Consider the following 26964-nt stretch of genomic DNA (forward strand, 5'->3'; position numbering starts at 1 on the left):
GAAAAAATCAAAAGGAGACCAAGATGGATTTACTAGAAGTTGATAATCTGCATACGTATTTTGATACGAAACGGGGAACTGTCAAAGCTGTCAAAGGCGTTACTTTTTCATTAAAAAGAGGGAAGACATTAGGAATCGTTGGAGAAAGTGGGAGTGGCAAAAGTCAAACAGCCATGTCGATCCTTCAACTTTTTCAACGAAATCAATATATAGCGGAAGGGCAGATCCGTTTTGAAGGAAAAAATATCCTCGAATTAAGCAAAAAAGAGCTTTTGAAAATTCGTGGAAATGATATTTCAATGATCTTTCAAGAGCCTATGACAAGTTTGAATCCGGTATTTACAATCAAAGCACAACTGACAGAAGCCTTGAAACTTCATCAGCACGTCGACAATAAGACGGCGACTTTACGGGCATATGAGCTGTTAGAAGCTGTCAAGATCACAGATCCTAAACGAGTAGCCAAGCAATATCCTCATCAGTTATCTGGAGGAATGAGTCAGCGAGTAATGATCGCAATGGCATTAGCCTGCAATCCGAAGCTATTGATTGCCGATGAACCGACTACCGCACTCGATGTGATCATCCAAGCAGAAATCCTTAAGTTAATGAATGAGTTAAAAGACAAGCTGGATACAAGTATTTTGTTTATTACCCATGATTTGGGTGTCATTAGTAAAATGGCCGATGATGTGATCGTGATGCATGGGGGAAAAATCGTCGAGAGTGCCCCAATCAATGAGATATTCAAAAATGCTTACCATCCGTACACAAGGCGCTTACTTGCTGCATTTTTAAGAACCGACATTCGAAACAAGAAAACAGCGCCTGATGATTTTTACAGTAAGGAAAACAATGTCTTTGATTTCACCACATTTAAAACAGAAGAAACAGCGGACCCCGATTGGGTTCAGGTAGGAACAAATCATTTTGTCGCTGCCAGTTTGAGAAAAATCGATAACTAAACGAAAAAGTCGTAAAACAAAGCTTTGTTTACGGCTTTTTTCAGTATGCTGGGAAGGAAATTTTTTTGTGAGGAAGTTGTGAGAAAGATGTAAAAAATAGGGGAAGGTTTGCTCAAGAGCCTTGCCTTAAAGTCCACTTCAAGAATTATACTGGAACTACCATTTTTGATGGGAAAAGAAAGGAGCAATTCAATGAACAAATGGACAAAAGGACTTTTTCTGACAATGATTTTTCTAGCAGGATGCAGCAGTGATTCAATGAATGACGAGCCAGACATCGGTACAACGGAAACAAGTACTAGTGACACCGTTACGCAACAAATGAGAGAAACAGGGATTGATGGGGAGGCCGATATTTTGATTGCCTATTTCACAAGACCAGAAAATTTAGAGCATGAACCAGCGGTCGAAGCAGTTTCTGGAAGTAGTTTTAATGTAATCGATGACACCTTAGTAGGAGATGTCCAGGTGCTAGCAGAAATGATCGCTGAACAGACCGGCGGTGCGTTGTTCTCGATTCAAACAGAAGTAGGTTACCCTAACGTTTACGATGAACATACAGCTTTTGCCACTAGAGAGGTGGAAGAAGATGCCAGACCAACGTTGAAGGCTGACGTTGCCCAAATGACTGAAGTGGATGTTCTCTTTATCGGCTTTCCCGTTTGGTGGAACCGTGCCCCAAGAGCCGTTTTAACATTTCTTGAAACCTATGATCTTACGGATAAACAAATCATTCCTTTTGCAACCCATGGGGGAAGTGGACTGACCAATAGTCAAAATGAACTTCAAACGTTGTATCCAGCGTATGACTTTCTTGAAGGCTTTGCAGCAAGAGCGGGAAGTGTTGAAGACGCTGAACCGAATCTGTTGAATTGGCTCGATGAACTAGGATATTAGCAAAATTCAAGTTTAGTAGCCGTTTCTCAATTAGCTAAATGTTCATGATGTACCACAAACCGAAATTATCATAATATAATTATGGTAAACTAATCCAGTTGATTTATGAATCATTTGGGGATGCGCTGATGGATTAGGAGCAAGAGCTTCTACTTATTCCCGAGAATAGTCAATTTTTCCGATTTATTCGTTCTAGGTTGACTACAATTCTGTTATTTAGGATAAGAAAGGTAGATCATGACCAAAGAGACGATGAAAAGAATCACACCAATAACCGACAATGGCAATACAGGACCATTCCACGGACGTTTGTTCAGCAACGCGCGCACTCTAAAGATGAATCCCGCAAGTCCGAGTAAAGCGATCGCTACACAAAATAAAAGAATTGATAAATTTAACATCGTATTCCTCCAAATCATTGTATGAGTACTCATACCAAGATACTCATATATCCTACGCCAAAAGCCGTAAAAAGCAAGCAGCTGACAAAACTGTTCGTTTAAGCGAACAGTTTTTACATGTTGTTGACGAATTTTTTTACAATTCTGCAATTTCCTACGCTTTTTTAGCTAGATTCGCTGGAACAGTGATTCTTTGTTATCATAAGAATTGAAAAGGAGACTGGAGAGGGAGGTTCTCTTTTGTTTCGAACACTTTGAATGCAAAAGACAAAATGAGGAGGAGATTTTGTGGAAATTCGGTTATTAAAATATTTCTACACGATTGCGGAGGAAGGGACGATTTCTCAAGCTGCAGAAGTGCTCCACATCACACAACCGACATTGAGTCGACAATTAAAAGAATTAGAAGACGAGTTAGGGACGGCACTATTCACTCGCGATAATCGTAAAATGGTTTTAACGGAAGCGGGGCGTTTTTTAAAAAGCCGTGCAGAAGAGATTTTGAGTTTGACAGACCAGACAATGCAAGCGTTTGAAGACCGTAAAAAACATTTATTTAGCGGTCACTTCACGATTGGTTGTGTGGAAGCAGATAATTCCGATACGCTTTCCTTGATGTTGGAAGAATTTATCAATGATTATCCTGATGTTCGCTTTCATATTCATAGTGGTACAGGAGATGACATCAGCGATCGTCTGGAGAAAGGCTTGTTGGATCTAGCGATCTTGATCGAACCGATTGAAATCGAGAAGTATGAAAAAATCGTTCTTCCACGAAAAGAAACATGGGGCTTTTTGACATCGGCTGATTCTTTTCTTGCGCATAAAGAAGAAATAACACCCGAAGACATCAAAGGTGTGCCTTTATTGATCTCCAAGCGTCCAGAAGTACAACAAATGTTCAGCCAATGGTCGAAGACACCAGTGGAAGAATTGCCGATCGTGGGCACCTACAATTTAATATTCAATGTCTTTTCCTTAGTAGAAAACCATGTTGGCTCGGCATTGACCATCAGCGGAGCAGTCGGAGAACGAAGGAGTGAAGCAATTAAGTTTCTGCCTTTAGTACCACAAATCGAGACCAGCTGTGTATTGGTTTGGAAAAAGAATCGGGTGCTGTCGCCAGTCGTTATCGAGTTTATTCGGCGATTTCACGATTCCTTTCAATAAGCTCAGTGTAAACATCAAAAGAAGCGGTGATATCCGCTTCTTTTTTGTATATCGAAACCAGCTATGCTTTGTAAGCATAAGGTCTTGTGTGAAAAAGCATTAGCCAATCCAACTCGATTGGCTTACCATTAAATCTATCAGGAAACAAAGAGTAGGAGGTGACAAAATGGCGGCAATACTTGTTTGTTCACGAGCTGGTGAAAATCTGATTGAGGGACAGCTCAAAAAACTGGGCATAGGAAATACGCAGATTTTAGCAGAGAAGCTGTCAGAGCAGCTGCAATGCCCCCTTTATCCCCTTGCCCCTGTGGAACCTTATCCTGAAAGCTATCAGGCGATGGTCGAACAAGCACAAAAAGAAAAAGCTACGAATGATTTTCCCCGCTATCAAACAGTACCGTCTGCGTTTTTTAAAGAACGGATACTATTTGTTGGATTTCCCAACTGGTGGGAGAGCTATCCGAGGATCGTGGCGAGTTTTTTAAAAGACCATTATTTCGATGGGAAGATTATTTTTCCCTTTTGTACTCATGAAGGCTCAGGATTCGGCAATAGCCTGGAAGACTTTAAAAAAACTTGTCCTGAAGCCCTCATATATCCTGGATTAGCCATCCGTGGTTCACGAGTGAATAAGGCGGATACTGCCATTCAAAATTGGGTGAACCAGCATTTCATCACAATAGAAGAAGGAGTCGATCGATATGGTAAAGAAACAAACTGCAGGAAGAGATAACCTAGGGACATTTGCGCCGAAATTTGCGCAATTAAATGATGATGTGTTATTTGGTGAAGTTTGGTCACGTGAGGCAGAGTTGGCTCCTCATACGAGAAGTTTATTAACGATATCGGCCTTGATTTCGGGTGGGAATTTTGAACAATTGACTGCTCATCTAACGATTGGCAAGGAAAACGGGATCACTGTAGAGGAAATTGCAGAAGTAATCACTCATCTGGCTTTCTATGTTGGCTGGCCTAAAGCTTGGTCTGCTTTTAACATCGCCAAAACGGTTTATCAAGAAGAGCTAGCTGAATTGGAGGAAAAATAAATGTCAGAACTCGATGCAGCAAAAGAAGCTGGAATCTTTTCACTGGGCAACACAAATGACGCCTATGCACAATATTTTAGCGGTCAGAGTTACTTGAATCCTTTAGTAGCTGATCCAGCGATTCCAGTCAACGTTGGCAATGTGACTTTTGAACCAGGTTGCCGCAACAATTGGCATCGGCATATTGATGGTGGGTATCAATTGTTGTTGGTGACTTCAGGAGAAGGCTGGTACCAAGAAGCAGGCAAGAAACCGCAAAAACTTACTGTTGGGGATGTCGTAGTCATCAAGGAAGGGGTCAAACATTGGCATGGTGCAGCAAAAAATAGTTGGTTTGCCCATGTAGCGATTACTGCTGGTGCTTCAGAATGGTTAGAAACAGTCAGTGATGAAGAATATGATCGATTGCCTAATGCATAAGCGATGATAAGTCAGCCGTACTGGAAGGCGTGTAACAAATCTTATGGGGTCTCACCTGACTGGCAGCCAATAGTGTGGCGAGTCAAAAGAGATCGAAGTGATCAATGTGAATGAATGTACGGTCGAGCCGATGATTCAACCGTTGTAAATAGGAAAGAAAAAGGAAGTGTCCACTTGCACAACTAACGTGCGAATGGACGCTTCTTTTTGTTTAGCCAAGATAAAATTCAATCAACGTTTTTGCAATCAATTTTGTCATGGGATGACCTTTAGTAAAGCTTGATGCTAAATAGATCGTCCTTGATAAGGGGAAATCTGCTAGTTCACGTAAAACGAAAGGTGCCTCATCTTCATAGCCCCAAGTAATTTTAGGAAAGAACGTGATTCCTAGCCCTTGATTGATAAGGGAGCGCAACGTCGCCGGATCGTCCGTCGTTGAACCGATAGCCAAACTGATTTTTTTTGCTTCAAAAGCTTCGTCGATGGTTCTACGCAGCGGGCTGTTTTCAACCAGCATCAGCAAAGGCACGTGTTGGATATCGGCAACTTGCAAGTCTTTTTTTTCTGCCAAGGGATGCTTTTTGGGGATCGCCAGTAAGATGGGTTCCGTGAATATTGGCAGATTGGTCAAGCCGTTCTTTGGCTCAGAGGTAATGTAGAAGGCTTGTTCTTTGTTGGTCTCCTTACTGCCGTGCTGCTTGATCGAAAGTTGGATCTCAGGGTGCTTTTCAACGAATGTCGCCACCAAGTTGGGCAAGGAAACAGAAGCGACTTCAGAGTAAATCGTCACTGCAGGGACCATTTCTCCATTTAAGGCTTGGATCGCACTCATTCCTTCGTCGAAACGTGCTAACGTCTCAACGACATAGGGATAAAATTCTTCAGCATACATCGTCAACTCGATATGCCGACCGGCATGATAGAACAAAGGAACGCCTAGTTCACTTTCTAGGTGTTTCATGGCACGGCTCAAGGCAGGTTGTGAGATGTATAATTCTTGTGCAGATTGGGTAATATTTTTCGATTCGGCTACTTTTTTAAAGTAGCGTAAATGATCAAGGTTCATCAGATACTCCTCTTTCCATACCTTTTGGTTATGGATATTCACGAAACTGGTATTTTTTATTATAACAAACTTCCGTTATTATGACACAGGAAAGAGAAATTGTTTAGGAGGTGTTTCATGAGTACAGGTTTCTTATACCCAGGACAAGGCAGTCAGACCAGCAAGATGCTTGAGGACGTGCCTGCCAGTTATTTCCATCGGCTAGAACAGGCGACAGGCTTTGATTTACACCCTGTATCGGGGGATCTCAAACAAGATACCGTCTCTATTCAGTTGGCGCTTTTAGTAAAAGCGGCTTTTTACACGGACCAGATGAAAGCATCTGGTGTGCAACCTCAGCTTGTGGCGGGGCATTCGATTGGCGCTTTTTCCGCTGCGTTAGCTTGTGAAAGCTTGAGTTTCGAAAATTCCGCTAGCTTGGTCTATCATCGGGCGACATTGATGAAAGAAGCCTATCCGACTGATTATGCCATGGGGGTACTGGTTGGTGTAACGAGAAGTGAAGCAGAAGCGCTCGTGGCAAAAACATTTGATCCTGCTGCTCCCGTCTATTTATCAAATGAAAATTGCCCCATGCAGCATACGATCTCTGGTCATATCAAAGGCTTGCGCAAGACGCTAGCTCAAGCGAAAGATTATCATGCGCAAACCGCCAAACTTTTAGCAGTGCCTGTCCCGTCCCATTGTGTGTTGATGACAGAACCCGTGAAACGGTTTGCGCCATTTATGAACACGGTATCCCTTGATGTGCCTATCTGTCCGTACCTCAAAAATACGGATGGGCGGATGACCATGAATCCTGAAGAGATCCGTCGTGATTTGCTGCAAAATATTGCTTATCCGGTGCAGTGGAACAAGATCATGGATGTTGCCTACGAAGCAGGACTTGATTTGGCACTTGAATTTCCTCCTGGCAATACCCTAACAAAACTGATCCAAGCAAAATTTGGTGAAAACAAAGCGATCCGTGTGATCAATTTGGATCAACATGGCTTGGATGATGCTTTATTCCTATATAAAAAATGGAGATGAATAGAATGGAAAAACCTGCAAGAAACTGGGCAAGTAAACGTGAAAAGAAAGCCCAAACCATGAAAAAAATCGAGCATCTTCTCGATGGAAAATATGTCCCAACGGAAGCGATCATTGAAGTCTTAGAACAGTTGATCTGTCCGGGAGACAAAGTGGTCCTTGAAGGCGACAATCAGAAACAAGCAAGCTTTCTATCAAAAAGCTTAGAACAAGTCGATGCTCAAAAAGTCAACAATTTGCATATGATCATGTCGAGTATCTCCCGTCCAGAACATTTGACGATATTTGAAAAAGGCATTGCAGCGAAAATCGATTTTTCTTATGCAGGCGCACAAAGTACGCGCGTTGCCCAAATGATTGAAGACAAAACCATGAAATTAGGGGACATTCATACGTATTTGGAATTATATGGTCGCTTATTTATCGACTTGATTCCGAATGTGGTCCTTGTGGCGGCGGACAAAGCCGATCGCCAAGGAAATCTTTATACAGGTTACAATACGGAAGAAACGCCAACGATCGTCGAAGCAGCAGCCTTTAAAGATGGGATTGTGATCGTCCAAGTTAATGAAGTGGTCGATCGTTTGCCGCGGGTCGATATTCCCAGCGATTGGATCGATGTTGTCGTGGTAGCAGATCAACCGTATCAATTAGAAGCCCTCTTTACGAGAGATCCGCAAAACATTACGGAATTACAAATTTTGATGGCGATGATGGCATTAAAAGGAATCTATGCAGAACATGAAGTACAATCGTTGAATCATGGGATCGGTTTTAATACCGCTGCGATCGAGTTACTTTTACCAACCTATGGAGAAACGCTTGGAATCAAAGGAAAAGTAGCGAAAAACTGGGTCTTGAATCCTCATCCAACGATGATTCCAGCTATCGAATCTGGTTGGGTCGAAAGCATCCACAGTTTTGGTGGGGAAGTTGGTATGGAAAAATATATTGCCGCTCGACCCGATGTATTCTTTGTCGGAAAAGACGGCACGATGCGCAGCAATCGAGCATTATCACAAACTGCAGGTCAATATGCCATCGATATGTTTATCGGTTCGACCTTACAACTAGATTATCAAGGAAATTCTTCTACAGTGACGAAAGGCCGCTTATCTGGGTTTGGTGGTGCACCAAATATGGGGCATAATCCGGGGGGCCGTCGGCATTCGACTCCAGCTTGGCAATCATTGCGGGATGAAACAGATCCTTTAGCAAAAGGACAAAAATTAGTCGTTCAAATGGTTGAAACGTATGGTTCCAATAAAAAACCTGTTTTTGTAGAAACGTTAGATGCGTTGGCTGTCCAAAAGCAAGCTGGTTTAGCCAATGCCCCAATTATGATCTATAGCGAAGATACGACGCATATCGTGACAGAAGAAGGCATCGCTTATCTTTATAAAGCAAACTCAAAAGAGGAAAAACAAGCAGCAATCGCAGCAATCGGTGGTGTAACCCCACTAGGAATGACCAGCACAAAAGCTTCTCTGGATGCCTTGCGCAAAGCGGGAATCGTGAAATTACCAGAAGACTTAGGGATCAAACGCAGTGATGCCAAACGATCATTGCTAGCAGCTCAAACCGTTGATGATTTGATCGAATGGTCCGATGGGTTGTATGAACCGCCAATGAAATTCAGAACGTGGTCTTAATAAGAGCAAGAGGAGAGAAGAAGAGATGGAAAAATTAGCTTATACGTATCAAACAACGAAACCAGTCACCAAAAAAGTCCATGTTGGCGTGGTTGGTTCTGGAGACTTGGAAATTCTGCTTTTTCCAACAGACAAACAAGAAACCACCGTTTCAGTGTGTACAGGAAGTGACGGCTTTGGCGATGTGTGGCAAAATGTCTTGACGCGTTTTTTTGAGCGCTATCCAATCAGTGCGCAAATAGTGATCAACGACTTTGGCGCCACTCCCGGTGTGGTTTACCTACGATTAACCCAAGCAATGGAGGAACTAGCAGATGAAGAATAGTTTTGTAGAATTAAATGCTCGAGAACGGGTGCACGCATTATTGGATGCCAAGAGCGGTCGTGAATTGATCGATCCATTCGACCAAATGATCGCACCCAATCTGGTGGCTCAAGACATCGTGCCACAAAGTGATGATGGGATCGTTGTGTGTCGTGGAACGATTTCTGGAGAAAACGTGGTCGTGATCGCTATGGAAGGAAAATTCCAAGGTGGCGGGATCGGTGAAGTTTCTGGTGCTAAAATCATCGCTGCATTGACGCATGTGTTGGAAGAAAACCAAAAGGGCAATCCGATCACACCGATCATCATCCTCGATACTGGTGGCGTACGCCTCCAAGAAGCGAATTACGGCTTATTGTCGATCGCAGAAATCGGCAATTTGATCGTTGCAATAAAATCGTATGTGCCAGTGATTGGGTTAGTGCCAGGTCGGGTGGGTTCTTTTGGCGGTATGTCGATTACCTCAGCACTTATGAGCTACTTGATAGCGACGAAGAAAGCTCGTATCGGTTTGAACGGTCCTGAAGTCATCGAACAAGAAGCTGGCGTGAGAGAATTTGATTCCAGTGATAAAGATTTGATTTGGAATACCATTGGCGCCAAACAACGTTTGGAAGCACAAATGATCGATGAACTAGTGACTGACAGTGTCGAATCGATCCAAGAAGCTGTGATTGCGGCGATGGTTGAAAAGAAAGACAGTCATCGCAGCGAAAAAAGTGGTTTTTATCTTTCTCTTTTAAACGAACTTGATCTATCAAAGCCGCTGACTATCGAGGCATACAATAAGGCTCTTGCAGCGCATAAAGCAACTGAAGTGGCACCTATTACTGTAACAGAAGGCCAAGAAGCTGCTGCTGACAGTATCGGTTATCATTGGTTTTCAGCATTGACGAATCTGCAGTTCCCAACCTCAACTAGTGCAACAGTCTATGCAGCTGCATCTGACCTTTTTACTGAAGAAGTCGTTGTTACAGCAATCGTGCCAAACCCAAATAATCCGATGTATCGGGTACGCAATGGAGAAGTTGGGTTAGTCGAAGGGTATGAGATGGGCCACCTGTTAGAGACTGTTTATCAAGAAGACAAAGAGAAAGCAATCAAACGGCCAATCATTGCGGTCATCGATGTCCCTAGCCAAGCGTATGGCTATAATGAAGAATTGATTGGTATTCATGCAGCTTTAGCAAATAGTGCGGCAGCTTATGCCAAACTACGCCAAGCGGGTCATCCAGTGATCGGTTTTATCGCTGGTAATGCGATCTCTGGGGCTTTCTTAGCGCATGGCTTGCAATCAAGTCGTCTGATCGCATTAAATAGTGAAAAGATCACTGTTCAAGCAATGTCGAAAGAAAGTGCAAGTCGGGTCACCAAACGGTCGATTGCAGCGATTGAAGCCGCGGCGGAAAAAGTACCAAGTATTGCTTATGATATCAAAAATTATACGAAACTTGGGGCAATCTTCACTTTCTTATCCTCCATTACGGATCAGTCTGTCACCTCTGAAAGCAAAGCGACTGTAATTGAAGCGATCAATGAGGCGATTGATGATGTGCGTAAAACGAATGACACGATGTTGACCAGTCGCTACACCAATCCGATCGCTAAAAAGAGCGGCCGGCTTGAAACGAATAACGTATTTGAAAAAATGAATGCAGAATGGAATGAGTAACGAATGAACCGTGCCCACGATATCGTTCAATTGGATAAAGAAGTTCTTGATATGATTGATATTCCCAAATGGTTTTCTGAAAAAGAACAGCTTTTTGCGACCGTCCGTCGTGGGAAACCCCGTAACCCCAGCTATTTACCAGTGGGGTTGCGCGGGGAAAAGCGGCAAGAACGGTTTGCCTTTGAGGCGCCCTGCAACATGATCAAACGAACGATCCATCCTTGGGAATTGATCACTCGTGAGAGCTTTCGATTCAATGAAGTAGCCAATTATCCAGTTTACCGCAACTATCAACAAGCACAACTTTTATTGAAGCACTATTCTTGGGGAATCGGTGGCAGCTTGGGTTTTGAATTGGCTGCAAAACAGGCAGCAATCAAGCCGACAAGTGATTTAGATCTGTTGCTTTATGCCGACACGAAAGAAAAGCTGCCACTGGAACTATTGGAAAAGCAGGCAGCCTTTTTTCAACAGATCGATGTTCAAGTTATCACAAAACAAGGCGGGTTTGCCTTAAAGGAGTATTTGGACCATCCATCAAAAAAAATCTTAGTAAAAACAGACGAAGGGCCAAAACTCACCACTGAGATTTGGTAATTATTAGAAAAGTGAGCGAAAAACATGTTTGAGAACAACGATTTAAAAATCAACATCAGTGATTTCCAAAAAGTATTTGCCGTGACAGCAGTAATGATGCAAACGATTTTGACTTTTGCCTTATCCAATACCCAAGATGAAAAGACTGCAGCATTCATCGGTACCTTTTATGTCTTGGTGAAATTTACCGCACCCCTGTTTATTTTTGCTATTGTTTATAACATGGTTAAGACAAGTCAACATCTGTCTTATCTAGAATTTTTGAAAGAAAAGTTTTTTGAACTTGTCGTGCCATATGTGCTTTGGACGACGGCTTATTTATGGCTCTTTCCCGCTGTCCAACAAGGAAAACCTTATACTGATACAGCAACGTTTTTACTGAAATATGTGACAGGGGATGCGGCGCCACACTTATGGTATACGATCATGATGCTACAGATCCAATTGTTGATGCCGTTTTTTGTCTGGTTAGGCTACAAAGTGTTGACGAAGAAAAAAGCTGTTTGGCCGGTGTTGATCGTCGCAACTGCTTTGTATGTCGCTTGGTATGTGTTTTACGATCGCCAAGTTTTTGAAGGACCGCATCATGAAAGCTGGTATTTATTGGATCGGTTTGTCTTTAGCTTTGTGATCTATGGGATCTATGGCGAAGCCGCTTTGATTTATCACGAAACCGTCTATCGCTTCCTATACAAGATTCGCTACGCTTTCTTGCCAGTGGGCTTAGCATTAGGGCTATTATCTGCCAATCATCTGCTACATTATGCAGGTGATCTAAGTTTCGCTCATGCACCGTATTTAAATACATTACAAAGCTTATATAGCTTAGCATTGATTTTTGCAGTTTTTATGTTTGGGTCAACTATGATCAAAAACAATGCCCCACAGTTAGGGACATTTAAGTGGCTGTCTACTTATGCGTATCGAACCTATCTTGCCAATGTTTTTGTCTTTCAAGTCTTGTTGCTATGCTTCAAAGATTTGTTGCTGCAACTGCCGATGGGCATCATGATCATCGTCGCTTATTTGGCAACTGCCAGCTGTGGTTTTTTAACAAGCTATGTTTTGCATGTTTTATGGGTAACGATCAAAGGTCAAATCAAAAACTAGAGGAGGAGTTGGATGATTGCATTAGCTGTAGGAGAAAATTGTCGACGACTCTCCCAATTGGTAGAAGAAGCCTTGATTGCAGAAGTGACATTGTCCCCAAAACCGGGATTAGTGGATGCCATTGATTCAGGTGCCCATCACGATATGGATCAAGGACTATTTCTGCGATCAGCTCGAGCATTGACGCCATACTTTGAAGAAATGGCCTTGGTGTCTTGGGGAAGCAGCATGTCTCAAGAGTTGCGGGAAGCAATCGCTGCAATCGGTCGGAAGGCAGAACAGGCGATGTTGGCAGCCACTGGTGGCATCAACACTCACAAAGGAGCCATCTGGGCATTAGGCTTGCTCATCAGCGCCGTCAGTAGCCAACTTAGTCGCAAACAGCGGATTTTTTTACCAGAAGTCTTTTCTGATATCCAATTTCTCACTGCATTTCCTGATCGTGCGCTGACTCAACAAACAGAAAGTCATGGCAAAACTGTTCAAGCCAAATATGGACATCTCGGTGCGTATGGGGAAGCTGCTGCTGGGTTCCCTCATGTTCAAATCGCTCTAGCAGATTACTTTTCTCGGGATTGTTCCAATGAGACTGAAAAAAGGCTCCACATGCTGTTGGCGATCATCGCTACGCTGGACGATACGTGTATTTTATACCGCAGCAATCAAAAGGTACTGGCACTAGTTCAGCAACTCGCACAAAAAGCCAATCAGCAAGCGTTGCCGAACCCAGCATTTCATGCACTAGCAGCCTTCTGCCAGTCAGAAAATGTGTCTCCCGGCGGCAGTGCTGATCTGTTGGCTGCCAGCTTCTTTTTATTGTCCATCAACTCGGTTTTACCCGTAAACGAAGGAAAGACCGTTTACCAATAACTCTTTTCCTTAGAAGAAAGGCAACGATTCTTCTAAGGATTTTTTGTTTCATTTTTTCGCTCGATTAAGAAAAATAAAATCTCTTGCTATTTGCATAGTTTAATGATTAGATAATTCTTAGGCACTACTGAAATGCTTCGTTGCTCCATTGCAACGAATAAAGGAGTTACAGATGAAATACTATAATGCTTTTCTTCAAAATCTTGTGTTGCGGCGCTGGACGGTCCTGTTTATGCTTGCGGGCATTCTTTTTTTGTTTCGCAGTCTGATGACCATTCTTTTGCTGACCTTTATCTTTACGTATCTGATTTATCGGCTGGTTCTTTTGCTCCATCGAAAAAGTCATCTGCCCATTAAGCTTACGAGCATCCTGACTTACAGCTTGATTGTTTTTATTCTTTATTTAGTAGCAACAAATTATGTACCCATCATCATCAAACAATCCGTCCAATTAGTCAATTCCGTTGCTGATTTCTACCAACGGACAGACTCCAATAATGAATTGATCGAATATGTCTTGAATTTATTGCAGACCAGCGAATACATCCAGAAATTACAAAGCGGCGTTCTAGTCGTGATCAATTATCTGTATAATTTCGGTGAGTTGGCATTGACGGTGCTGATCTCCTTTCTGCTTAGTTTCTTCTTTATGATCGATAACAAAAAGACCGTTGCGTTTTCTCGGCTGTTTTTGCAAGGGCGAGGGGCGTGGTTCTTTGAAGATGTTTACTATTTAGGAGCTAAGTTTACGCGGGCTTTCGGAAATGTTATTGAGACGCAGTTGGTGATCGCCTTAGTCAATACAGCGATCACTGTCTTCGCCTTAGCGGTGATGGGCTTTCCGCAACTATTGAGTTTGGCGTTGATGATTTTCTTTCTCAGCTTGATTCCTGTTGCTGGTGTGATCATCTCGTGTATTCCATTAACGTTTATTGCCTATTCTATCGGCGGATTTAATGATGTGATCTACATTTTACTGATCATTGTGTTTGTTCATGCGTTGGAATCCTATATCTTAAATCCCCGCTTGATGGCTAATAAAACAGAGATCCCGATGTTTTACACGTTTATTCTCCTGTATCTTAGCGAACACCTCTTTGGTTTGTGGGGCTTGATCATCGGGATCCCATTGTTCACTTTCTTTTTAGATTTAATGAATGTGAAAGAGATTCCGCGATTGCGTAAAAAAACCGATGACACCTTGCAGGACCAATAAAAATGATTGCTGTAAAGGATGGCAATTGATAGAAAAAACCATCTCTGCCGATGAAAGGCGAGATGGCTTTTTTATTTCGCAGCAATTTTTTTCGTAAAGGAGACAAAGCAGATTGCTGAAGAAGGGCTTTGAAACCTGCCTGTTGGGGAATACCCCAAAGAATGATAAAAGTGAACCAGCTTGGGTTCTTGCAGGATCGTATTCAAACGAATCGTATTTGTTTGTACGTTCCTTTCAATCAAGATCATTGTTTGTCTACCAATCCCGCGGTTCTCGTAGGAGGGAAGAAGGGCGATGGAAGATAGCTTCGTCGTATGTTCCTGCTCAACCGTCAGTTTTAGGAAGCCCACGGTTTTCTGAGCGGTCATGATTAAATAATAAGTGGTATTCGACGCAGAAAACTTTGCGTTTAGCTTCTCGAAACTTTGTAAATAGGGAGAAGTTTCTTTGTCTTGATAACGGAGAAAGAGTGGTTTGAAGGCCGCTTTTTGTATCAAGTAGATTGAAAGCAGATCGGAAAGCTTCGCTTCTTTAAGCTGAATGAGCATGCACACCTCCATAAAAAATCAGACATCATTTATTGAAAGACATTGATTCGGCTTAGCAGATCCTGATGGAAAAGCCATCGATTAGCAGTCTTTCATTGGCTCGTTTCTGTTTTGATCCTTCCCTCAACCACAGGTTCACAAACGAAGAGATCCGCAGGGGTTCGTGCCGTCGTTGTTTTATTGAAAAAGATCATTTATCGATGTCACTAAGTCGTCATAGGTTTGACCGGTAGCGATTGCATAAACGGAAAGCAAAAAGACGAGTGCTGCTGCCAACACGTAAAAAATACGGAGGCGATAGTCGTCACCTGTCCGGCGATTTTTTACAAAAGTAAAAACCGTCACAGCTAGATAAGCGAAGGTCAATAAACAAATAAGATACGTTATAATTTCTGGTGTCATGGGCGTTTTCCTTTCTTTTTCTATTTGTATAAAAATATACTCAATAAATATAATATAACCATTTCGATACCGTCAAAGAGAGCGCTCGATTTTTGATACAAAAAAACTGACCGAGTGTTAGCCACTGGTCAGTTCTATTCAAAAACGATGGGGCATGATCTTAATTGTCTTTTTTTTCCGCATCTAGTAAGCTTCTTAGTTCATCAGCTAAAGCGATACAGGTAATGCTATCTGTTAAGGACATCAGGGGATTTTCGAGTTGTCCTTGTGCAAGAGCGGTATGAACTGCTTGAATCTCCGAATGGAAATCATCGATCTCGTACCCTATATCATAGACCGTGTCTTCTTGGTCAATCGTCACGGTAAAAGAAGCGGGGCGATGGAAGTTGGGGATCGTGATTTTCCCTTTTGTTCCTTGTAATTCCGCCACCGTCTCTTTTGTTTGGTCAAATCCAGTCTCAATCACTGCAACAAAGTCTTCACTGACAAAGCGTGCTTCAACGTAGGTATCAACCCCAGTTTCATAAAGGCTGTAATCGATCAGTTCGGCAGTTAAATTTTCTGGTGAAAAATCCTGGATAAAGGCTAAGTTATAGATCCCCATATCCAGTAAAGCACCCCCTTGTTTTGGCAGATAATGGTAAGAACTGCCTTCGACTGGTAAATGGCGGCGAAAAGTAGTCGTGACACTTGTTAGTTCACCGATATGACCACCTCCCACAAGTTCTTTTAGTTTGCGATACGCCGGCGTGAAGCGTGGCTTCATAGCTTCCATAAAGAAGACTTCGTGTGCTTGGGCTTGTTTTTGTACGTCGCGCATTTCTTGTGCAGTCAAGGTTGCTGGTTTTTCACATAAAACAGCTTTTTTCGCTTGAAAGGCTTTGATGATCCATTCATAGTGATACAAATGCGGCAAAGCAATATAAACGACATCGATAGTTGGATCATCTAATAGGTTTTGGTAGTCATCAAAGACGACGTCACACGGAAATTTTGCTTGAAACGCTTGCGCTTTTTCCATCGTACGACAAGCAACCCCATAAAGCTGGGCGTCTTGAAAATTTTCTAAACTTGCAGCAAAGCGATTGGCGATATTTCCGGCACCAATAATTCCCCAATTGATCATTTCATTTCCCTCTTTTCTTCAGTTGACGGGTATTCTGAGAGAATCCCTGATTCCAAAACAGTTTGTTTTTTTCTTAACTCGACAATATTTTTTTGGTATTCTTTGGCATACAGCAAGGCAAACAGTGAATCTAAAATATACTCAAAGGCGACCTGTGAAGAAAAGGTGCCGACTTTGAGAAAATCACGTTCATCATGAGAAGCGATGATCGCATGGGTCGCTAATGGGATGATTTTCGCATAGGCGTTTCCAGAAATCACGATCACTGGTACCCCGACATCACGAAAGTGCTGCATGATTTTTTCGTATTGCGTATTTTTCCCACGGTAGGTAATAAACACGGCACAATCATTTTGCGTGACGTTCGATGCATTCCACGCATCATCCCCATATTCATCAGCTACGATCAGATACTTATTGATTTTGACCAACTTATTTTGAAAACTTCTTGCTCGGATCTGAGAATCGCCGCGAGCAAATAAGAAAATCCGCTGTGCAGCTTCCAACGATTGTACCACTGCTTCCATCGTTTCTGGGGCGACCTGAGCATGGGTTTTGTGGATCGAGTTGATCGTTAGATCGGCCATTTTTTTCAAAATATCAGGTGTTTGATCCTTAGGCGAAAAGGGAAAATTCGCGTCAACAAAGGTTGGGTTGAACATCTGATTATGGGCAATTTCAGCCAGACCTAAGCGAAAACTTTTAAATCCTTCATACCCCATCTTTTTGGCTAGACGAATGACGGAAGAGTGGGATGTGTATGTATGCTTGGCGATGACTTCAATCGTCAACGAAGGCACATCATTGATATTTTGCAAAATATAATCGGCAATCCGTTTCTCCGTATTGGTCAATCCTTCTTGAAGCCGTAATTTATCTCCTAATAACATCAAACCACCTCTTTCTAATCATAGCCTAGGACAAAGAAAACCAAAAGCAAAAACTGTACCTTTTTGTCAATTTGGTAAAAATGTTCAGAACCACTCAGCAGTTTGCGAAAAAGTCTGGTCAAAAGAACCTGTTTTTGGCAAAAGACTTCTCATTTCGAAGGATATCAGCAATAATCAAGCTATCAATTCATAGGAGGCGTCATAATGTTAACTATCGCATATCTCGGAAACGGAAAAAGCACCAATCGCTACCATCTGCCTTTTTCAACCAAGCTGCAGGATAAGATCAAAGTAAAGACGATCTATTCACCAAGCGGAAAGCTTACCTGGCCAACACTAGAAGGTGTTCATTACACCTCTGACTTAGAGGATATCTACCGTGATCCTGAAATTCAATTAGTTGTGGTCACGACCCCCAGTCATTTGCATTATGAATTAGGCAAGGATGTCTTGCTTCATGGGAAAAATGTCTTGATCGAAAAACCTTTTACGGAAACTTCGGCACAAGCAAAGGAATTGTTCGCACTGGCGCAGGAGAAAGGCTTGTTTGTGCAATGCTATCAAAATCGCCGCTTTGATTCCGATTTTTTGACCACGCAAAAAGTGATCGAAAGCGGCGTGCTCGGAGATCTCTTAGAAGTAGAGATGCATTATGATTATTTTCGTCCAGAGATTCCACGGTCAGTGACCGAATTTTCATTGAATACTAGCTACTTGTACGGACACGCTTGTCATACACTGGACCAAGTGATCTCCTATTTTGGACAACCAGACGATGTCCATTATGAGGTTCGGCAATTGCTTGGAAAAAATCGCATGAATGATTACTTCGATTTGGATCTGTTTTATGGTCGAATGAAAGTCTCAGTCAAATCTAGTTACTTCCGATTAAAAGAGCGGCCTAGTTTTGTCGTTTATGGCGAAAACGGCGTTTTTGTAAAACAAACCAAGGATCGACAAGAAGAGCATCTAAAACAGTTTTATCTCCCAGATCATGCCGATTTTGGGATCGATTTGCCAGAGCACTATGGCACACTAACTTATATGGATGCTAACGGGAACTACCATGAAGAAAAAGTCATCTCTGAAATTGGTGATTATAGCCGTGTGTATGAGGGCGTCTATGAAACGATCATCCATGGCAAAGAGAAAATCGTGAAAGACGAAGAAACGATTTTACAAATCGAAATGCTAGAAACAGGCATCAATCAAGTGATTACTGAGTCATAAGGCAGGGTGATTATGGGGCTTTTGACAAGCAAAGCGCCTGAAGGCATCAACTGACTCAACGTAAAGGAGTAGATCCGAATCGAACCTTCAGAAATCCTGCAAGAAGAACAGCAGCTGCAGTTTGCTCATTTTGACAATGACCTCGCATTGCGGTTGGTTATTGCCATCGATCAGTACGTTAAAAGGAACTACCCGAAGCCGGTAGGGATCAAAGTTGTTCATCAAGGCTTGCCGATCATTCGATTTTTAATGGCAGGGCGAAAAGAGAGCCCTTGGCTTGAAAGAAAAGAACGAACGGTACTAGAAAGCGGGCATAGTTCACTGTACGTCTATGCGCAAAAAGATAGAGATATACAATTTGCTAAATGGGCACAAGACGAACATTATGCAATTTGTGGTGGTGGTTTTCCAATTATCGAAGACAGAAAAGTCACTGGTGCTATCTGTGTGTCAGGTTTGGCTCATTTAGAGGATCATAAAGTGATCACCGAAGTATTGAAACAAATGATTTAAGAAGATAGAAAAGGGGAAGCAAGATGAACTTAGCGATTTTAGGGGCAGGCATGATCGTCCATGATTTTTTAACGGTGGCAGGGGATGTCCCACAACTTGAACTGTCCGCTATTTTTGGGACAGAAAATGATTTAGAAAAAATGAATCACTTAAAACAGCAATACAAGATTCAAACCGTCTACACAGAGTTAGGGGCATGTTTGGCGGATCCATCCGTTGACACCGTGTATGTCGCACTGCCCAATCATTTGCATTATTCCTTTGCCAAAGAAGCAATCCTCGCTGGCAAACACGTCATTTGTGAAAAGCCATTTACGTTGCAGACACGAGAATTAGTAGAATTAGCAGAATTGGCTGCTGCCCACAAGGTGCTTTTGATCGAAGCCATCACAAATCAGTACTTAGCCAACTATCAAGGAATAAAAGCGCAGCTTGAAACATTGGGAGAGCTGAAAGTGATTGAATGCAACTATTCGCAGTATTCTTCTCGTTATGATTTATTCAAAGAGGGGACCGTTTTACCTGCTTTTAACCCGAAAATGGGTGGTGGGGCATTGATGGATATCAATATCTATAATATTCATTTTGTCGTCGGGCTTTTAGGAAAACCAAAAAGTGTCCGCTATTTTGCTAATGTCGAACAGGGGATCGATACTTCTGGTATGCTGTTTTTAGACTATGAACAAACAAAAGTCGTTTGTATTGGCGCCAAAGATTCGACAGCGACGATTCGTTCAACGATCCAAGGGACGAAAGGATCGATCATCGTCAATGGGCCGACGAATATGCTTGCCAGCTATGACGTTGAACCGGTCCATGGGGCAAAAAGCCATAAGGATCGCAGCGTTCACGGACATCGTATGTTTGAAGAATTTGTCCGTTTTGCACAAGCCATTCACGAAAATGATCAGGCCTTTGTCAAGGAACGTCTTGCCCATAGCAAGCTGGTGATGGAAGTCGTGGAAAAAGCATTGGCAGATGCCCAGATCGTATTAGGATAATCGCATCAATGAGGAAAGACACCAGCTTCTTAGAAAAGTTGCTGGTGTCTTTGTCTGTTGTCTTATTTTTTCTTCTTTAAACTCAATAAGGTTAGTGGGATACCCAAGGTGAGGTAGCCGACAATCGTCATCAAACAGACCACCAGCCAAAAGTTATCTACTGCTAGAAATGCAATCAGGCCATATGCCACCAGAATCGAGAGAAAATAAAAAAGAAAGAGCTGAAAAAAACGTTTAAAACTCACAGTCATTCATTCTCCTTTGTCGTTAAACTGACAAGAAAAGTATACCACATCAAACGCAACTTCAAGGTCTGATTGTGATCATTCGCAGGAGCCGCAAAAGGCGAATTATTTTGTTGGCTGACCGTGATTCGCTATACTTGAAGGGAAGAGCAAGCGCAGGAATATTTTTTTAGGAGAAGGAGGAGACAGATGAAAAAGGTGGATGTACTGATTATCGGAGCGGGTCCAGCTGGAACGGCTGCTGCCTACGGGTTAAAAGCCAAAGGTAAGACAGTGGCGATCGTTGAAGCCGATTTATGGGGTGGCACTTGTCCCAATCGCGGGTGTGATCCGAAAAAACTACTGATGCGAGGTGTAGAAGTCAAAACAGAGGCGAAACGTATGCAAGGCAATGGTGTTCAAGGACAGGTAGCCATTGATTGGCCGGCACTGATGGCGTTTAAGCGCTCGTATACCGATCGGGTGCCAGAGTCAACCAAACAAGGGTTACTAGCAGAAGGGATCACTACTTACTACGGACAAGCCGCTTTTCGTGATGCCCATACGGTCGTCGTGGACGCAGAAGAGATTCAAGCAGAAAAAATAATTATTGCGACAGGACAGCGTCCAGCCGTACTGCCCATCGTCGGCAAGGAGCATCTACAAAGCAGTACTGATTTTCTTTCCTTTGAAAAGATGCCAGCAACGATTGCTTTCATAGGTGCTGGGTATATTACCTTCGAATTGGCGATGATCGCTCAAGCAGCAGGTGCTGAAGTTCATGTGATCCATCATAATGACCAGCCGCTAAAAGGATTTGATGCTGAATTGACCGCAGAAATGGTTCGTTCAATGCAGGACCAAGGCGTTTCGTTCCACTTTAATCAGAACACGCAGCGAATCACGAAAGAACAAAACCACTATACGATCCAGACACAAGCATTGTCTCTCACCGTAGAAGCAGTGATTGGTGCCACGGGACGCAGACCCAATAGCGACCAGCTGCAATTGGAAAAGGCAGGGGTAGAAACGTCAAAACAAGGGATCGTAGTTAATGAGTTTTTGCAGACTAGTCAAAGACACATCTATGCAATCGGGGATGTGCTAGCGAAAAAGCAGCCCAAACTGACGCCTGTTGCCAGCTTTGAAGCCGCCTATCTTGTCGAGCATATAGATGATCAGAAAACACCCATCCGCTATCCGCTGATCCCTACGCTGGTTTTTGGTGCGGAAAAACTGGCAAGAGTCGGGATCAGTGAGCAAGAGATTGCCGATAATGCCTCAGAATATCATAGCGAGGTGATGGATCTTTCTTCTTGGTATACCTATCGACGAATCAATGATCAAGATGCAAAAATCAAATTGGTTTATAACACATCTGATACCATCGTTGCGGTCACGATTGTTTCTGCATTGGCCGATGAGTTGATCAACCACTTCGTTTTTGTGTTGGAGAATCAGCTATCGAAAGAAGCGCTGGCCCAAATGATTTTTGCCTACCCAACACCTGCTAGCGATTTGTCCTATTTTCTATAAATAATCAAACAAGCCTGCGCTAGTTTCCGCTAGCACAGGCTCTAAATTATTATGTCCGTATTGACTATAGTCCGTGAACCTTAAATGAACCTTAAAGTTAGGCTGGATTTCATTTAGGCAATGTCTTTGTTTTCTAGTAACCCTAGGTTTAGGCTTTTTTTGACAGCCGGCGGACAGCAGCAATCAGTAAGATCGCCGACAAGAAGAGCCCGACCAAATAGATGATGAAAATAGAATCTGGCTCATAGTGCCGATAATTGAATATTTTTACCATAAAAAAGAGAAATGGGATCGCTGCAATAAGGGTTGAAACGAAACGTTTCCGCCATTGTATGAAAAACGATCCAATCACTAGAAAAAGACAAAACGGGATCCAAAAGACCAAATGTCCGATAAGTTCGATTTTTCACACCTCCTAGCAAGTAAAATCATCATAACGTTTCTTCCTAAAAAGCAAGCGTGAAGGAAAAAATAATCCCATTAGGCATGTATGAAATTATGAGTGGAGTCTTCTGAAAAGTTCACAAGAAATCTGAGAATTTCAAAAGGAAATGAAAAAACGAACGGTTAGGAATATCCCAATTGTCCGAGACGAAAAATACCCCTTGCAGCATTCATTTTGACTTGAATCCTGCAAGGGGTACTCTTTTGTAGAAAATCTGGTGCTTTATTCAATTGATACCAAAGAAATGCTTAGGAAGGAGCAGCAGTCCTTTTTTATGGCAAAATGTTCTTACTATAAAAAAGGGAAATGACCATACCTATGTCCAACAGATCCTTATAATAAAATCCTTTCAGTGGGCCAATGTGTAAGAAAAATCCGAGAATCATTAATACAAACAGCAGCAGGAAAAGCAGGTTGAAAGCGGTCATCAAGCGAAAACTGAAATGCCAATTACTCAGGAAATACTGATATTTCGCTGCTCGGTAAACTTTGTTTTGAATCGGAATTTTCTTGAGTGCAGGGATCGATTCGTGATAGGACGTAAATAATTCGTAGTCTTTTTTCGTCAGTACTTCTGAGAAAATGTGCGTCCCTGCCTGAAAGTCGAAATAGCCCCAATGGAATTGTTCTTTATCCTCTGGTGATTCGTGCTTCATCAGCTTTCTTGGCTTGATCGTGAACGCCTTGATGGTCTCATAGGGGTAACTGAAATAGGTGTTACTTTCTAAATAGTCGATGATGACCAGAAAAAGCATGCGGGTTTCTGTGAAAACCAACAAACGATTCCCGCGGGTATCATGAAAGATGTCACGGTATGCTTTTGCTTTCTCGGTTGTTGCATAGGCATAGGCGCCAAGCCCTTGATTGGCGAAGGCGAGGTTTCCATCTGGCGTCAAAGGCAGATAGCCAAGAATCGTTTCGTCTTTTGCTAAAAGCGTCCGAAGCTCCTCTAATAGATCTTGCAAGAAAACATATTGTTTGGACAGCTCGAAGGTTGCTGCTTTTTCTTGTTCAGATATTTTTGTCAGTGAATTGTTTTCATTTAAGACTAACTGTTTAAAATCCATCGATAGTCATCCTTTCTTTTAAGCGTTTGCGGCCACGGGAAAGACGATTGTAGATCGCTGAGACATTTAAGTCCGTCTGCTCTGCGATGGTTTCGGGTGACTCTTGGTAAAAATAGTAGAGCAGAAAGATCCTTTGATCGAGGGCTTCAAGGTCTTCAATAAAGCCCAAAAAGTTTTCCTTTGTCAAAGGTGATTCTTCAATAGCTAGTTCCTGCTCATCAACAGGTTTTTCTTCCAGTGAGCGCTTGTTCAACTTCCGCTTGTGGTCAATCGCACGACTACGACTGATCAAAAGCAGCCAAGTAATCAAGCGGCTTCTTTCTGGTTGGTACGCAGCAATCTTTTGCCAAACCTCGTAAAAAACTTCGTTCGCTACATCTTGGCGCTCGCTCACTTCATGCGGTTGGGAGAGGACACTATGAATCGTCCTCAGCATGCTATCACCATAAACAGCTAACAGTTCTTCTAAGCCGGCATAGTCTTTCTTTTTGATTCGTTCAATGATTTCTTCATCCTGCACCTTTTTCACCCCTTCACACTATATACGAAGAATGTTTGCCTTTTCTATCAGAAAAAGAAAAAAACCTCTGTTAACGAGGTTCATGTTCTTTGGCCAGAAGATCTGTTGACAAGCGCTGGGCCAAATATTCCCAAAGAATGCCGCCAAAAAAAGCGCCTATCATATAAAGAATGACTGCTTGCAGCTCCAATGGATTATTTGCTAGCCAGAAAGAAAATAGCGAGCCGATGATGAATAGGTAGCTGCCAAAAAGCACTTGCCGCCACGAGCGTTTTTTAACAAACTTGCTAATGAGAAAGGTTGAAAGGATCATCAAGAGAATTTGGATGAATGCCAGCGAAGGCAAAAGTGCAAAGTCAGAAACAACCATTTCCCAAAATTGTTGAATCAAGAAAAAGAAAGCAAAGAGAATGAGCCCGCTTGATAATGTACTAAGCCGCAAGGAAGATTTTTTTTTTCGCATTGGTTTACTCCTTGAAAGGTTTTCTTTATTATAGCAAATTTTTAATTAAATAATGTAAAAAGATGAACGAGAAGATCTGCAAAAAAACTTCTCCTACATGTGCCTACTTTTAGTATACTTGAAAGAAACGAGTGGATGGACTCGATACATAAGGAGGATTTCATGCCAACGATTCTTTTTGCGCCTGCGGTATTCAACTTGGCTGAAACGACAAGGATGATCGAAGTCGCTAAACAAATGCAAGGAAATCACCACTGCGAGTTCTTTGGTTTTTCAAAAACCTTTGCTTCACTTATCACTGAAAGTGGCTTTACGTACCATTTGCTGACGCCGACTCTGACAGAAAAACAAGAGGAACAGATCATAAAATTAGATCAACTACGCTCAATCAAAAATCCCTTCACCAAAGAGATGGTTGCCGCGCGTATTCTGAGCGAACAAAAGCTGATCGATAAACTTGCTCCTCAGGTCATTGTAACTGGATCGAATGTCACGATCTTTCTATCTGCTCGCAGCAAACAGATTCCCTTAGTCTACGTAAAACCCTATGCGATGAGCGATCCCTTTTTTCGATCAGATAGCGCATTTATCCCTTCTAGTTTGCGTTTCTTCGGACCGCTAAGGAAACCACTTTGGTATTGGATAAGAAAACAATTGGTAAAATCCCGCTGGATGCCCCGAGCATTCAAACACGCTGCTCAAACAGAAAAACTTTTTATGCCTGAAACGAGCTTACGAATGATGGACGCTGATTTAAATCTCATCACCACTCCTGATTTATTTTTAACGAAAGAGCAGCTGCCAGAAAATTATCAAATCGTTGGGCCGATTTTTGCGAAGCTCGGGTCTTCTTTACCAGACGAAGTGTTGACTTTTATTCAACAAAAGCGGCGGGAAAGAAAACGAATCGTTTATTTTGCGATGGGCAGTTCGGGGAATCCGCGCATGGTGCGAAAAATCTTAGCTTTCTTGCGAAACCGTTCGGAACTAGCGATCATTGCTCCGGTTACACATCTACTCAAGGGGAAACACAACGACTCAGAGAATCTGTTCTTGACCGAATATCTGCCAAGTCATCTATTGCATGAGCATATCGATTTTTCTTTTATCCATGGTGGGGAAGGGACTGTTCAAACAGCTTGTGCATCTGGGAAGCCGTTTATCGGAATTGGGATGCACTATGAGCAATGCTGCAATATTCAGTACTGCGTGGCGTATGGCAATGCAATCGCGCTGACAAAACCATTAACTGAGAAAAAGCTGGAAGCTGCCCTGACTGAGGTTGGTGCTCCGAAGATTTGCCAACAAGCCTATCAGTTAAAGAAGGATTTCCCGACAAATGGTCCTCAGAAAGCGATGCAGGAGATTGAACACTTTTTAGAAAAAAACAATTTTTCTAAATTTTCCTATTAAAAAAGAGCGATTATCATTGAGATAATCACTCTTTTTTAATAGAGATCTACTAGCATCAGCAAGCCTGGGACCCACGTAGTGAAGATACCACAAGCGATCGCAAAATAATGAATCTTACGACCAAAGTTTACCTTCACGATCGTATCCAAAAAGCCGCAAAACCATAACGCTCCCCATGTTAACCAAATCAATGCAAAGAGGGGATCTTGCTCCCATTGCCAAGAGACCCAAGCAAAAGGTAAGGTATTGATGGCTACGAATAGTGCGAAAATCCCATAAATACGTAGATCTAAATCAAAAAGGTAAATGATCCCTACCAACAAATACGTGAAGGCAAAGAGAAAGCCAGTGCCTGCTTCATAATAAGCGCCTTGAAGCATATAGATTAGATTGATAATAAAAGATAACGTACCTGTAAAAAGATTGATCAAAGCAAGTGAGCGGTAGTCAATGTGAAGTAAGCTGCCCCAGCCGTTGATTATCAAAGTAATTCCTACAAAAAATAAACCGATCCCTAACATAAAATCCTCCTTTACTTAAATTTAGAATAACAAATTCTAAGAAAAAATAATAGCTCTATTTATTTTTAGGTCAATAAAAAGGAAAATAATTTTGAAATTTGCTATTTTTTGCTGCTAAATTTGATAAAATCAATACCAAAGAGCGCTGCTAGCCGATGCTTTTCTCGTTAAGGGGAAAATTTCAGCGTATAAAAAGAACTTTTACTCGTTAGAAGAAGGGGAAAAGAGACAGATCAATAGATTTTCAGTGTATTGATCGGACAAAAAGCAGACCAGGTAGCAGTTTATCGGTTTTTACGAATTTGCAGCAGTGAAGACTGTTTTGCGGAAAGGAGGACTTATGCCTAGAAAAGATCGAATCTTACTTTTCATTGACGAATATATGCAAGCTCAAGGTTGCGCACCTACCATACGAGAAATCTGTGCCAATGAAGAAATAAAAACGACCTCTTTGGTTTATCGTCATTTGCTGCGTCTCGAAAAAAGAGGCCTAATTTACCGAGCTTATCGCTTTAAGTCACGTTCGGTTCGTTTTACAGACGAAGGGAAGGCCTATGTCAAAGCGTTGCGACAAGCACTTTTAGCAGACGAAAAACAAACGCATGACAATGAAGAATAGCTTAACA

The 26964-nt window shown here is 42.2% G+C and carries 31 protein-coding genes; 20 read left to right on the forward strand and 11 right to left on the reverse strand.

Annotation, left to right across the window (positions count from 1 at the left end):
• Positions 1-23 precede the first annotated feature (23 nt).
• Together IGK61_RS08195 and IGK61_RS08200 are read left to right on the forward strand one after the other, a co-directional pair.
• Positions 24-965, forward strand: coding sequence for an ABC transporter ATP-binding protein (locus IGK61_RS08195; RefSeq protein WP_074535883.1), 942 nt, complete (start codon positions 24-26; stop codon positions 963-965).
• A 192-nt stretch (positions 966-1157) separates the two neighbouring features.
• A complete protein-coding gene (locus tag IGK61_RS08200; protein WP_175445284.1) occupies positions 1158-1862 on the forward strand; it encodes a flavodoxin in 705 nt (234 codons plus the stop codon).
• Positions 1863-2074: 212 nt separating this feature from the next.
• Here IGK61_RS08200 and IGK61_RS08205 read toward each other — a convergent pair whose 3' ends face one another.
• A complete protein-coding gene (locus IGK61_RS08205; RefSeq protein WP_074535879.1) occupies positions 2075-2263 on the reverse strand; it encodes a hypothetical protein in 189 nt (62 codons plus the stop codon).
• A gap of 288 nt (positions 2264-2551) precedes the next feature.
• Here IGK61_RS08205 and IGK61_RS08210 point away from each other — a divergent pair, with 288 nt between their 5' ends.
• The 4 genes from IGK61_RS08210 to IGK61_RS08225 all read left to right on the forward strand — a co-directional run bounded on the left by IGK61_RS08210 (position 2552) and on the right by IGK61_RS08225 (position 4899).
• Entirely contained in the window at positions 2552-3433 is an 882-nt protein-coding gene (locus tag IGK61_RS08210) for a LysR family transcriptional regulator (protein WP_074535877.1), read from the forward strand.
• A 166-nt stretch (positions 3434-3599) separates the two neighbouring features.
• Entirely contained in the window at positions 3600-4166 is a 567-nt protein-coding gene (locus IGK61_RS08215) for a flavodoxin (RefSeq protein ID WP_074535875.1), read from the forward strand.
• Positions 4135-4479, forward strand: coding sequence for a carboxymuconolactone decarboxylase family protein (locus tag IGK61_RS08220; protein WP_074535874.1), 345 nt, complete (start codon positions 4135-4137; stop codon positions 4477-4479). The genes IGK61_RS08215 and IGK61_RS08220 overlap by 32 nt, the downstream gene beginning before the upstream one ends.
• On the forward strand, positions 4480-4899 hold the full coding sequence (locus IGK61_RS08225; RefSeq protein WP_074535872.1) for a cupin domain-containing protein: 420 nt from the start codon (positions 4480-4482) through the stop codon (positions 4897-4899).
• A gap of 211 nt (positions 4900-5110) precedes the next feature.
• Here IGK61_RS08225 and IGK61_RS08230 read toward each other — a convergent pair whose 3' ends face one another.
• Positions 5111-5965, reverse strand: a complete 855-nt coding sequence (locus IGK61_RS08230; protein ID WP_010748320.1) for a LysR family transcriptional regulator — start codon at positions 5963-5965, stop codon at positions 5111-5113.
• 117 nt (positions 5966-6082) lie between these two features.
• Between IGK61_RS08230 and IGK61_RS08235 the strand changes: the two genes are divergently transcribed.
• The 8 genes from IGK61_RS08235 (at position 6083) to IGK61_RS08270 (ending at position 14439) form a co-directional block, all read left to right on the forward strand.
• A complete protein-coding gene (locus IGK61_RS08235) occupies positions 6083-6997 on the forward strand; it encodes an ACP S-malonyltransferase (RefSeq protein ID WP_074535870.1) in 915 nt (304 codons plus the stop codon).
• Between the two features lie 5 nt (positions 6998-7002).
• Complete coding sequence (gene mdcA / locus IGK61_RS08240) at positions 7003-8649, forward strand: malonate decarboxylase subunit alpha (protein ID WP_074535869.1); 1647 nt, start codon at positions 7003-7005, stop codon at positions 8647-8649.
• A gap of 25 nt (positions 8650-8674) precedes the next feature.
• The gene (locus IGK61_RS08245; protein ID WP_005226050.1) at positions 8675-8974 is read left to right on the forward strand and encodes a malonate decarboxylase subunit delta; all 300 of its coding nucleotides are present in this window, start codon (positions 8675-8677) and stop codon (positions 8972-8974) included.
• Positions 8964-10646, forward strand: a complete 1683-nt coding sequence (gene mdcD / locus IGK61_RS08250; RefSeq protein ID WP_074535867.1) for a biotin-independent malonate decarboxylase subunit beta — start codon at positions 8964-8966, stop codon at positions 10644-10646. Before IGK61_RS08245 ends, mdcD begins: the two co-directional genes overlap by 11 nt.
• A 3-nt stretch (positions 10647-10649) precedes the next feature.
• A complete protein-coding gene (locus tag IGK61_RS08255) occupies positions 10650-11243 on the forward strand; it encodes a malonate decarboxylase holo-ACP synthase (RefSeq protein ID WP_074535866.1) in 594 nt (197 codons plus the stop codon).
• A gap of 24 nt (positions 11244-11267) precedes the next feature.
• Positions 11268-12353, forward strand: coding sequence for an acyltransferase family protein (locus tag IGK61_RS08260; protein WP_074535864.1), 1086 nt, complete (start codon positions 11268-11270; stop codon positions 12351-12353).
• 12 nt (positions 12354-12365) lie between these two features.
• Entirely contained in the window at positions 12366-13223 is an 858-nt protein-coding gene (locus tag IGK61_RS08265) for a triphosphoribosyl-dephospho-CoA synthase (RefSeq protein WP_074535862.1), read from the forward strand.
• A 172-nt stretch (positions 13224-13395) separates the two neighbouring features.
• Entirely contained in the window at positions 13396-14439 is a 1044-nt protein-coding gene (locus IGK61_RS08270) for an AI-2E family transporter (protein ID WP_034857450.1), read from the forward strand.
• A gap of 71 nt (positions 14440-14510) precedes the next feature.
• Here IGK61_RS08270 and IGK61_RS08275 read toward each other — a convergent pair whose 3' ends face one another.
• The 4 genes from IGK61_RS08275 to IGK61_RS08290 form a co-directional block, all read right to left on the reverse strand.
• Entirely contained in the window at positions 14511-14987 is a 477-nt protein-coding gene (locus IGK61_RS08275) for a GNAT family N-acetyltransferase (RefSeq protein ID WP_074535861.1), read from the reverse strand.
• Positions 14988-15164: 177 nt separating this feature from the next.
• Positions 15165-15389 carry a hypothetical protein gene (locus IGK61_RS08280; RefSeq protein WP_074535859.1) on the reverse strand — a complete coding sequence of 75 codons (225 nt, stop codon included), beginning with the start codon at positions 15387-15389 and terminating at the stop codon, positions 15165-15167.
• A 160-nt stretch (positions 15390-15549) separates the two neighbouring features.
• On the reverse strand, positions 15550-16515 hold the full coding sequence (locus tag IGK61_RS08285; RefSeq protein ID WP_074535858.1) for a Gfo/Idh/MocA family protein: 966 nt from the start codon (positions 16513-16515) through the stop codon (positions 15550-15552).
• Complete coding sequence (locus IGK61_RS08290; protein ID WP_074535856.1) at positions 16512-17405, reverse strand: MurR/RpiR family transcriptional regulator; 894 nt, start codon at positions 17403-17405, stop codon at positions 16512-16514. The genes IGK61_RS08285 and IGK61_RS08290 overlap by 4 nt, the downstream gene beginning before the upstream one ends.
• A 204-nt stretch (positions 17406-17609) precedes the next feature.
• Here IGK61_RS08290 and IGK61_RS08295 point away from each other — a divergent pair, with 204 nt between their 5' ends.
• The 3 genes from IGK61_RS08295 to IGK61_RS08305 all read left to right on the forward strand — a co-directional run bounded on the left by IGK61_RS08295 (position 17610) and on the right by IGK61_RS08305 (position 20149).
• Positions 17610-18635 (forward strand): Gfo/Idh/MocA family oxidoreductase, encoded by a 1026-nt coding sequence (locus IGK61_RS08295; protein ID WP_005226060.1) that lies wholly within the window; start codon positions 17610-17612, stop codon positions 18633-18635.
• Between the two features lie 114 nt (positions 18636-18749).
• Positions 18750-19148 (forward strand): heme-binding protein, encoded by a 399-nt coding sequence (locus tag IGK61_RS08300; protein ID WP_080542651.1) that lies wholly within the window; start codon positions 18750-18752, stop codon positions 19146-19148.
• A 23-nt stretch (positions 19149-19171) separates the two neighbouring features.
• Positions 19172-20149 (forward strand): Gfo/Idh/MocA family protein, encoded by a 978-nt coding sequence (locus tag IGK61_RS08305; RefSeq protein ID WP_074535855.1) that lies wholly within the window; start codon positions 19172-19174, stop codon positions 20147-20149.
• A gap of 62 nt (positions 20150-20211) precedes the next feature.
• Here the strand turns inward: IGK61_RS08305 and IGK61_RS08310 are convergent, their stop codons facing one another.
• On the reverse strand, positions 20212-20400 hold the full coding sequence (locus IGK61_RS08310; protein ID WP_005226063.1) for a hypothetical protein: 189 nt from the start codon (positions 20398-20400) through the stop codon (positions 20212-20214).
• Positions 20401-20583: 183 nt separating this feature from the next.
• Between IGK61_RS08310 and IGK61_RS08315 the strand changes: the two genes are divergently transcribed.
• Entirely contained in the window at positions 20584-21909 is a 1326-nt protein-coding gene (locus IGK61_RS08315; protein WP_074535853.1) for a dihydrolipoyl dehydrogenase family protein, read from the forward strand.
• Between the two features lie 717 nt (positions 21910-22626).
• Here the strand turns inward: IGK61_RS08315 and IGK61_RS08320 are convergent.
• The 3 genes from IGK61_RS08320 to IGK61_RS08330 form a co-directional block, all read right to left on the reverse strand.
• Positions 22627-23421, reverse strand: coding sequence for a hypothetical protein (locus IGK61_RS08320; protein WP_016609351.1), 795 nt, complete (start codon positions 23419-23421; stop codon positions 22627-22629).
• On the reverse strand, positions 23411-23950 hold the full coding sequence (locus tag IGK61_RS08325) for a sigma-70 family RNA polymerase sigma factor (protein ID WP_016609350.1): 540 nt from the start codon (positions 23948-23950) through the stop codon (positions 23411-23413). Before IGK61_RS08325 ends, IGK61_RS08320 begins: the two co-directional genes overlap by 11 nt.
• A gap of 61 nt (positions 23951-24011) precedes the next feature.
• A complete protein-coding gene (locus tag IGK61_RS08330; RefSeq protein ID WP_074535847.1) occupies positions 24012-24404 on the reverse strand; it encodes a hypothetical protein in 393 nt (130 codons plus the stop codon).
• 162 nt (positions 24405-24566) lie between these two features.
• On the opposite strand from IGK61_RS08330, the gene IGK61_RS08335 reads away from it, so the two are divergent.
• Positions 24567-25817, forward strand: coding sequence for a glycosyltransferase (locus IGK61_RS08335; protein WP_074535846.1), 1251 nt, complete (start codon positions 24567-24569; stop codon positions 25815-25817).
• 35 nt (positions 25818-25852) lie between these two features.
• Here the strand turns inward: IGK61_RS08335 and IGK61_RS08340 are convergent, their stop codons facing one another.
• Positions 25853-26338, reverse strand: a complete 486-nt coding sequence (locus IGK61_RS08340; protein WP_005226071.1) for an AmiS/UreI family transporter — start codon at positions 26336-26338, stop codon at positions 25853-25855.
• A gap of 340 nt (positions 26339-26678) precedes the next feature.
• Here IGK61_RS08340 and IGK61_RS08345 point away from each other — a divergent pair, with 340 nt between their 5' ends.
• On the forward strand, positions 26679-26957 hold the full coding sequence (locus IGK61_RS08345) for a LexA family protein (protein ID WP_074535845.1): 279 nt from the start codon (positions 26679-26681) through the stop codon (positions 26955-26957).
• Positions 26958-26964: the final 7 nt, after the last annotated feature.

Origin of the sequence: Enterococcus sp. AZ063 (assembly GCF_051715045.1) — a bacterium.
Classification (GTDB): Bacteria; Bacillota; Bacilli; order Lactobacillales; family Enterococcaceae; genus Enterococcus_D; species Enterococcus_D casseliflavus.

What these genes read in the sequence shown, in the direction of transcription:
- IGK61_RS08235 (WP_074535870.1), top strand. Translation starts at nt 6,083, where the DNA reads ATGAGTACAGGTTTCTTATACCCAGGACAAGGCAGTCAGACCAGCAAG.
- mdcD (WP_074535867.1), top strand. Translation starts at nt 8,964, where the DNA reads ATGAAGAATAGTTTTGTAGAATTAAATGCTCGAGAACGGGTGCACGCA.
- IGK61_RS08265 (WP_074535862.1), top strand. Translation starts at nt 12,366, where the DNA reads ATGATTGCATTAGCTGTAGGAGAAAATTGTCGACGACTCTCCCAATTG.
- IGK61_RS08260 (WP_074535864.1), top strand. Translation starts at nt 11,268, where the DNA reads ATGTTTGAGAACAACGATTTAAAAATCAACATCAGTGATTTCCAAAAA.
- IGK61_RS08245 (WP_005226050.1), top strand. Translation starts at nt 8,675, where the DNA reads ATGGAAAAATTAGCTTATACGTATCAAACAACGAAACCAGTCACCAAA.
- IGK61_RS08330 (WP_074535847.1), bottom strand. Translation starts at nt 24,404, where the DNA reads ATGCGAAAAAAAAAATCTTCCTTGCGGCTTAGTACATTATCAAGCGGG.
- IGK61_RS08320 (WP_016609351.1), bottom strand. Translation starts at nt 23,421, where the DNA reads ATGGATTTTAAACAGTTAGTCTTAAATGAAAACAATTCACTGACAAAA.
- IGK61_RS08305 (WP_074535855.1), top strand. Translation starts at nt 19,172, where the DNA reads ATGAACTTAGCGATTTTAGGGGCAGGCATGATCGTCCATGATTTTTTA.
- mdcA (WP_074535869.1), top strand. Translation starts at nt 7,003, where the DNA reads ATGGAAAAACCTGCAAGAAACTGGGCAAGTAAACGTGAAAAGAAAGCC.
- IGK61_RS08340 (WP_005226071.1), bottom strand. Translation starts at nt 26,338, where the DNA reads ATGTTAGGGATCGGTTTATTTTTTGTAGGAATTACTTTGATAATCAAC.
- IGK61_RS08205 (WP_074535879.1), bottom strand. Translation starts at nt 2,263, where the DNA reads ATGTTAAATTTATCAATTCTTTTATTTTGTGTAGCGATCGCTTTACTC.
- IGK61_RS08225 (WP_074535872.1), top strand. Translation starts at nt 4,480, where the DNA reads ATGTCAGAACTCGATGCAGCAAAAGAAGCTGGAATCTTTTCACTGGGC.
- IGK61_RS08295 (WP_005226060.1), top strand. Translation starts at nt 17,610, where the DNA reads ATGTTAACTATCGCATATCTCGGAAACGGAAAAAGCACCAATCGCTAC.
- IGK61_RS08285 (WP_074535858.1), bottom strand. Translation starts at nt 16,515, where the DNA reads ATGATCAATTGGGGAATTATTGGTGCCGGAAATATCGCCAATCGCTTT.
- IGK61_RS08315 (WP_074535853.1), top strand. Translation starts at nt 20,584, where the DNA reads ATGAAAAAGGTGGATGTACTGATTATCGGAGCGGGTCCAGCTGGAACG.
- IGK61_RS08220 (WP_074535874.1), top strand. Translation starts at nt 4,135, where the DNA reads ATGGTAAAGAAACAAACTGCAGGAAGAGATAACCTAGGGACATTTGCG.
- IGK61_RS08230 (WP_010748320.1), bottom strand. Translation starts at nt 5,965, where the DNA reads ATGAACCTTGATCATTTACGCTACTTTAAAAAAGTAGCCGAATCGAAA.
- IGK61_RS08310 (WP_005226063.1), bottom strand. Translation starts at nt 20,400, where the DNA reads ATGACTGTGAGTTTTAAACGTTTTTTTCAGCTCTTTCTTTTTTATTTT.
- IGK61_RS08345 (WP_074535845.1), top strand. Translation starts at nt 26,679, where the DNA reads ATGCCTAGAAAAGATCGAATCTTACTTTTCATTGACGAATATATGCAA.
- IGK61_RS08335 (WP_074535846.1), top strand. Translation starts at nt 24,567, where the DNA reads ATGCCAACGATTCTTTTTGCGCCTGCGGTATTCAACTTGGCTGAAACG.
- IGK61_RS08275 (WP_074535861.1), bottom strand. Translation starts at nt 14,987, where the DNA reads ATGCTCATTCAGCTTAAAGAAGCGAAGCTTTCCGATCTGCTTTCAATC.
- IGK61_RS08290 (WP_074535856.1), bottom strand. Translation starts at nt 17,405, where the DNA reads ATGTTATTAGGAGATAAATTACGGCTTCAAGAAGGATTGACCAATACG.
- IGK61_RS08195 (WP_074535883.1), top strand. Translation starts at nt 24, where the DNA reads ATGGATTTACTAGAAGTTGATAATCTGCATACGTATTTTGATACGAAA.
- IGK61_RS08255 (WP_074535866.1), top strand. Translation starts at nt 10,650, where the DNA reads ATGAACCGTGCCCACGATATCGTTCAATTGGATAAAGAAGTTCTTGAT.
- IGK61_RS08200 (WP_175445284.1), top strand. Translation starts at nt 1,158, where the DNA reads ATGAACAAATGGACAAAAGGACTTTTTCTGACAATGATTTTTCTAGCA.
- IGK61_RS08270 (WP_034857450.1), top strand. Translation starts at nt 13,396, where the DNA reads ATGAAATACTATAATGCTTTTCTTCAAAATCTTGTGTTGCGGCGCTGG.
- IGK61_RS08215 (WP_074535875.1), top strand. Translation starts at nt 3,600, where the DNA reads ATGGCGGCAATACTTGTTTGTTCACGAGCTGGTGAAAATCTGATTGAG.
- IGK61_RS08280 (WP_074535859.1), bottom strand. Translation starts at nt 15,389, where the DNA reads ATGACACCAGAAATTATAACGTATCTTATTTGTTTATTGACCTTCGCT.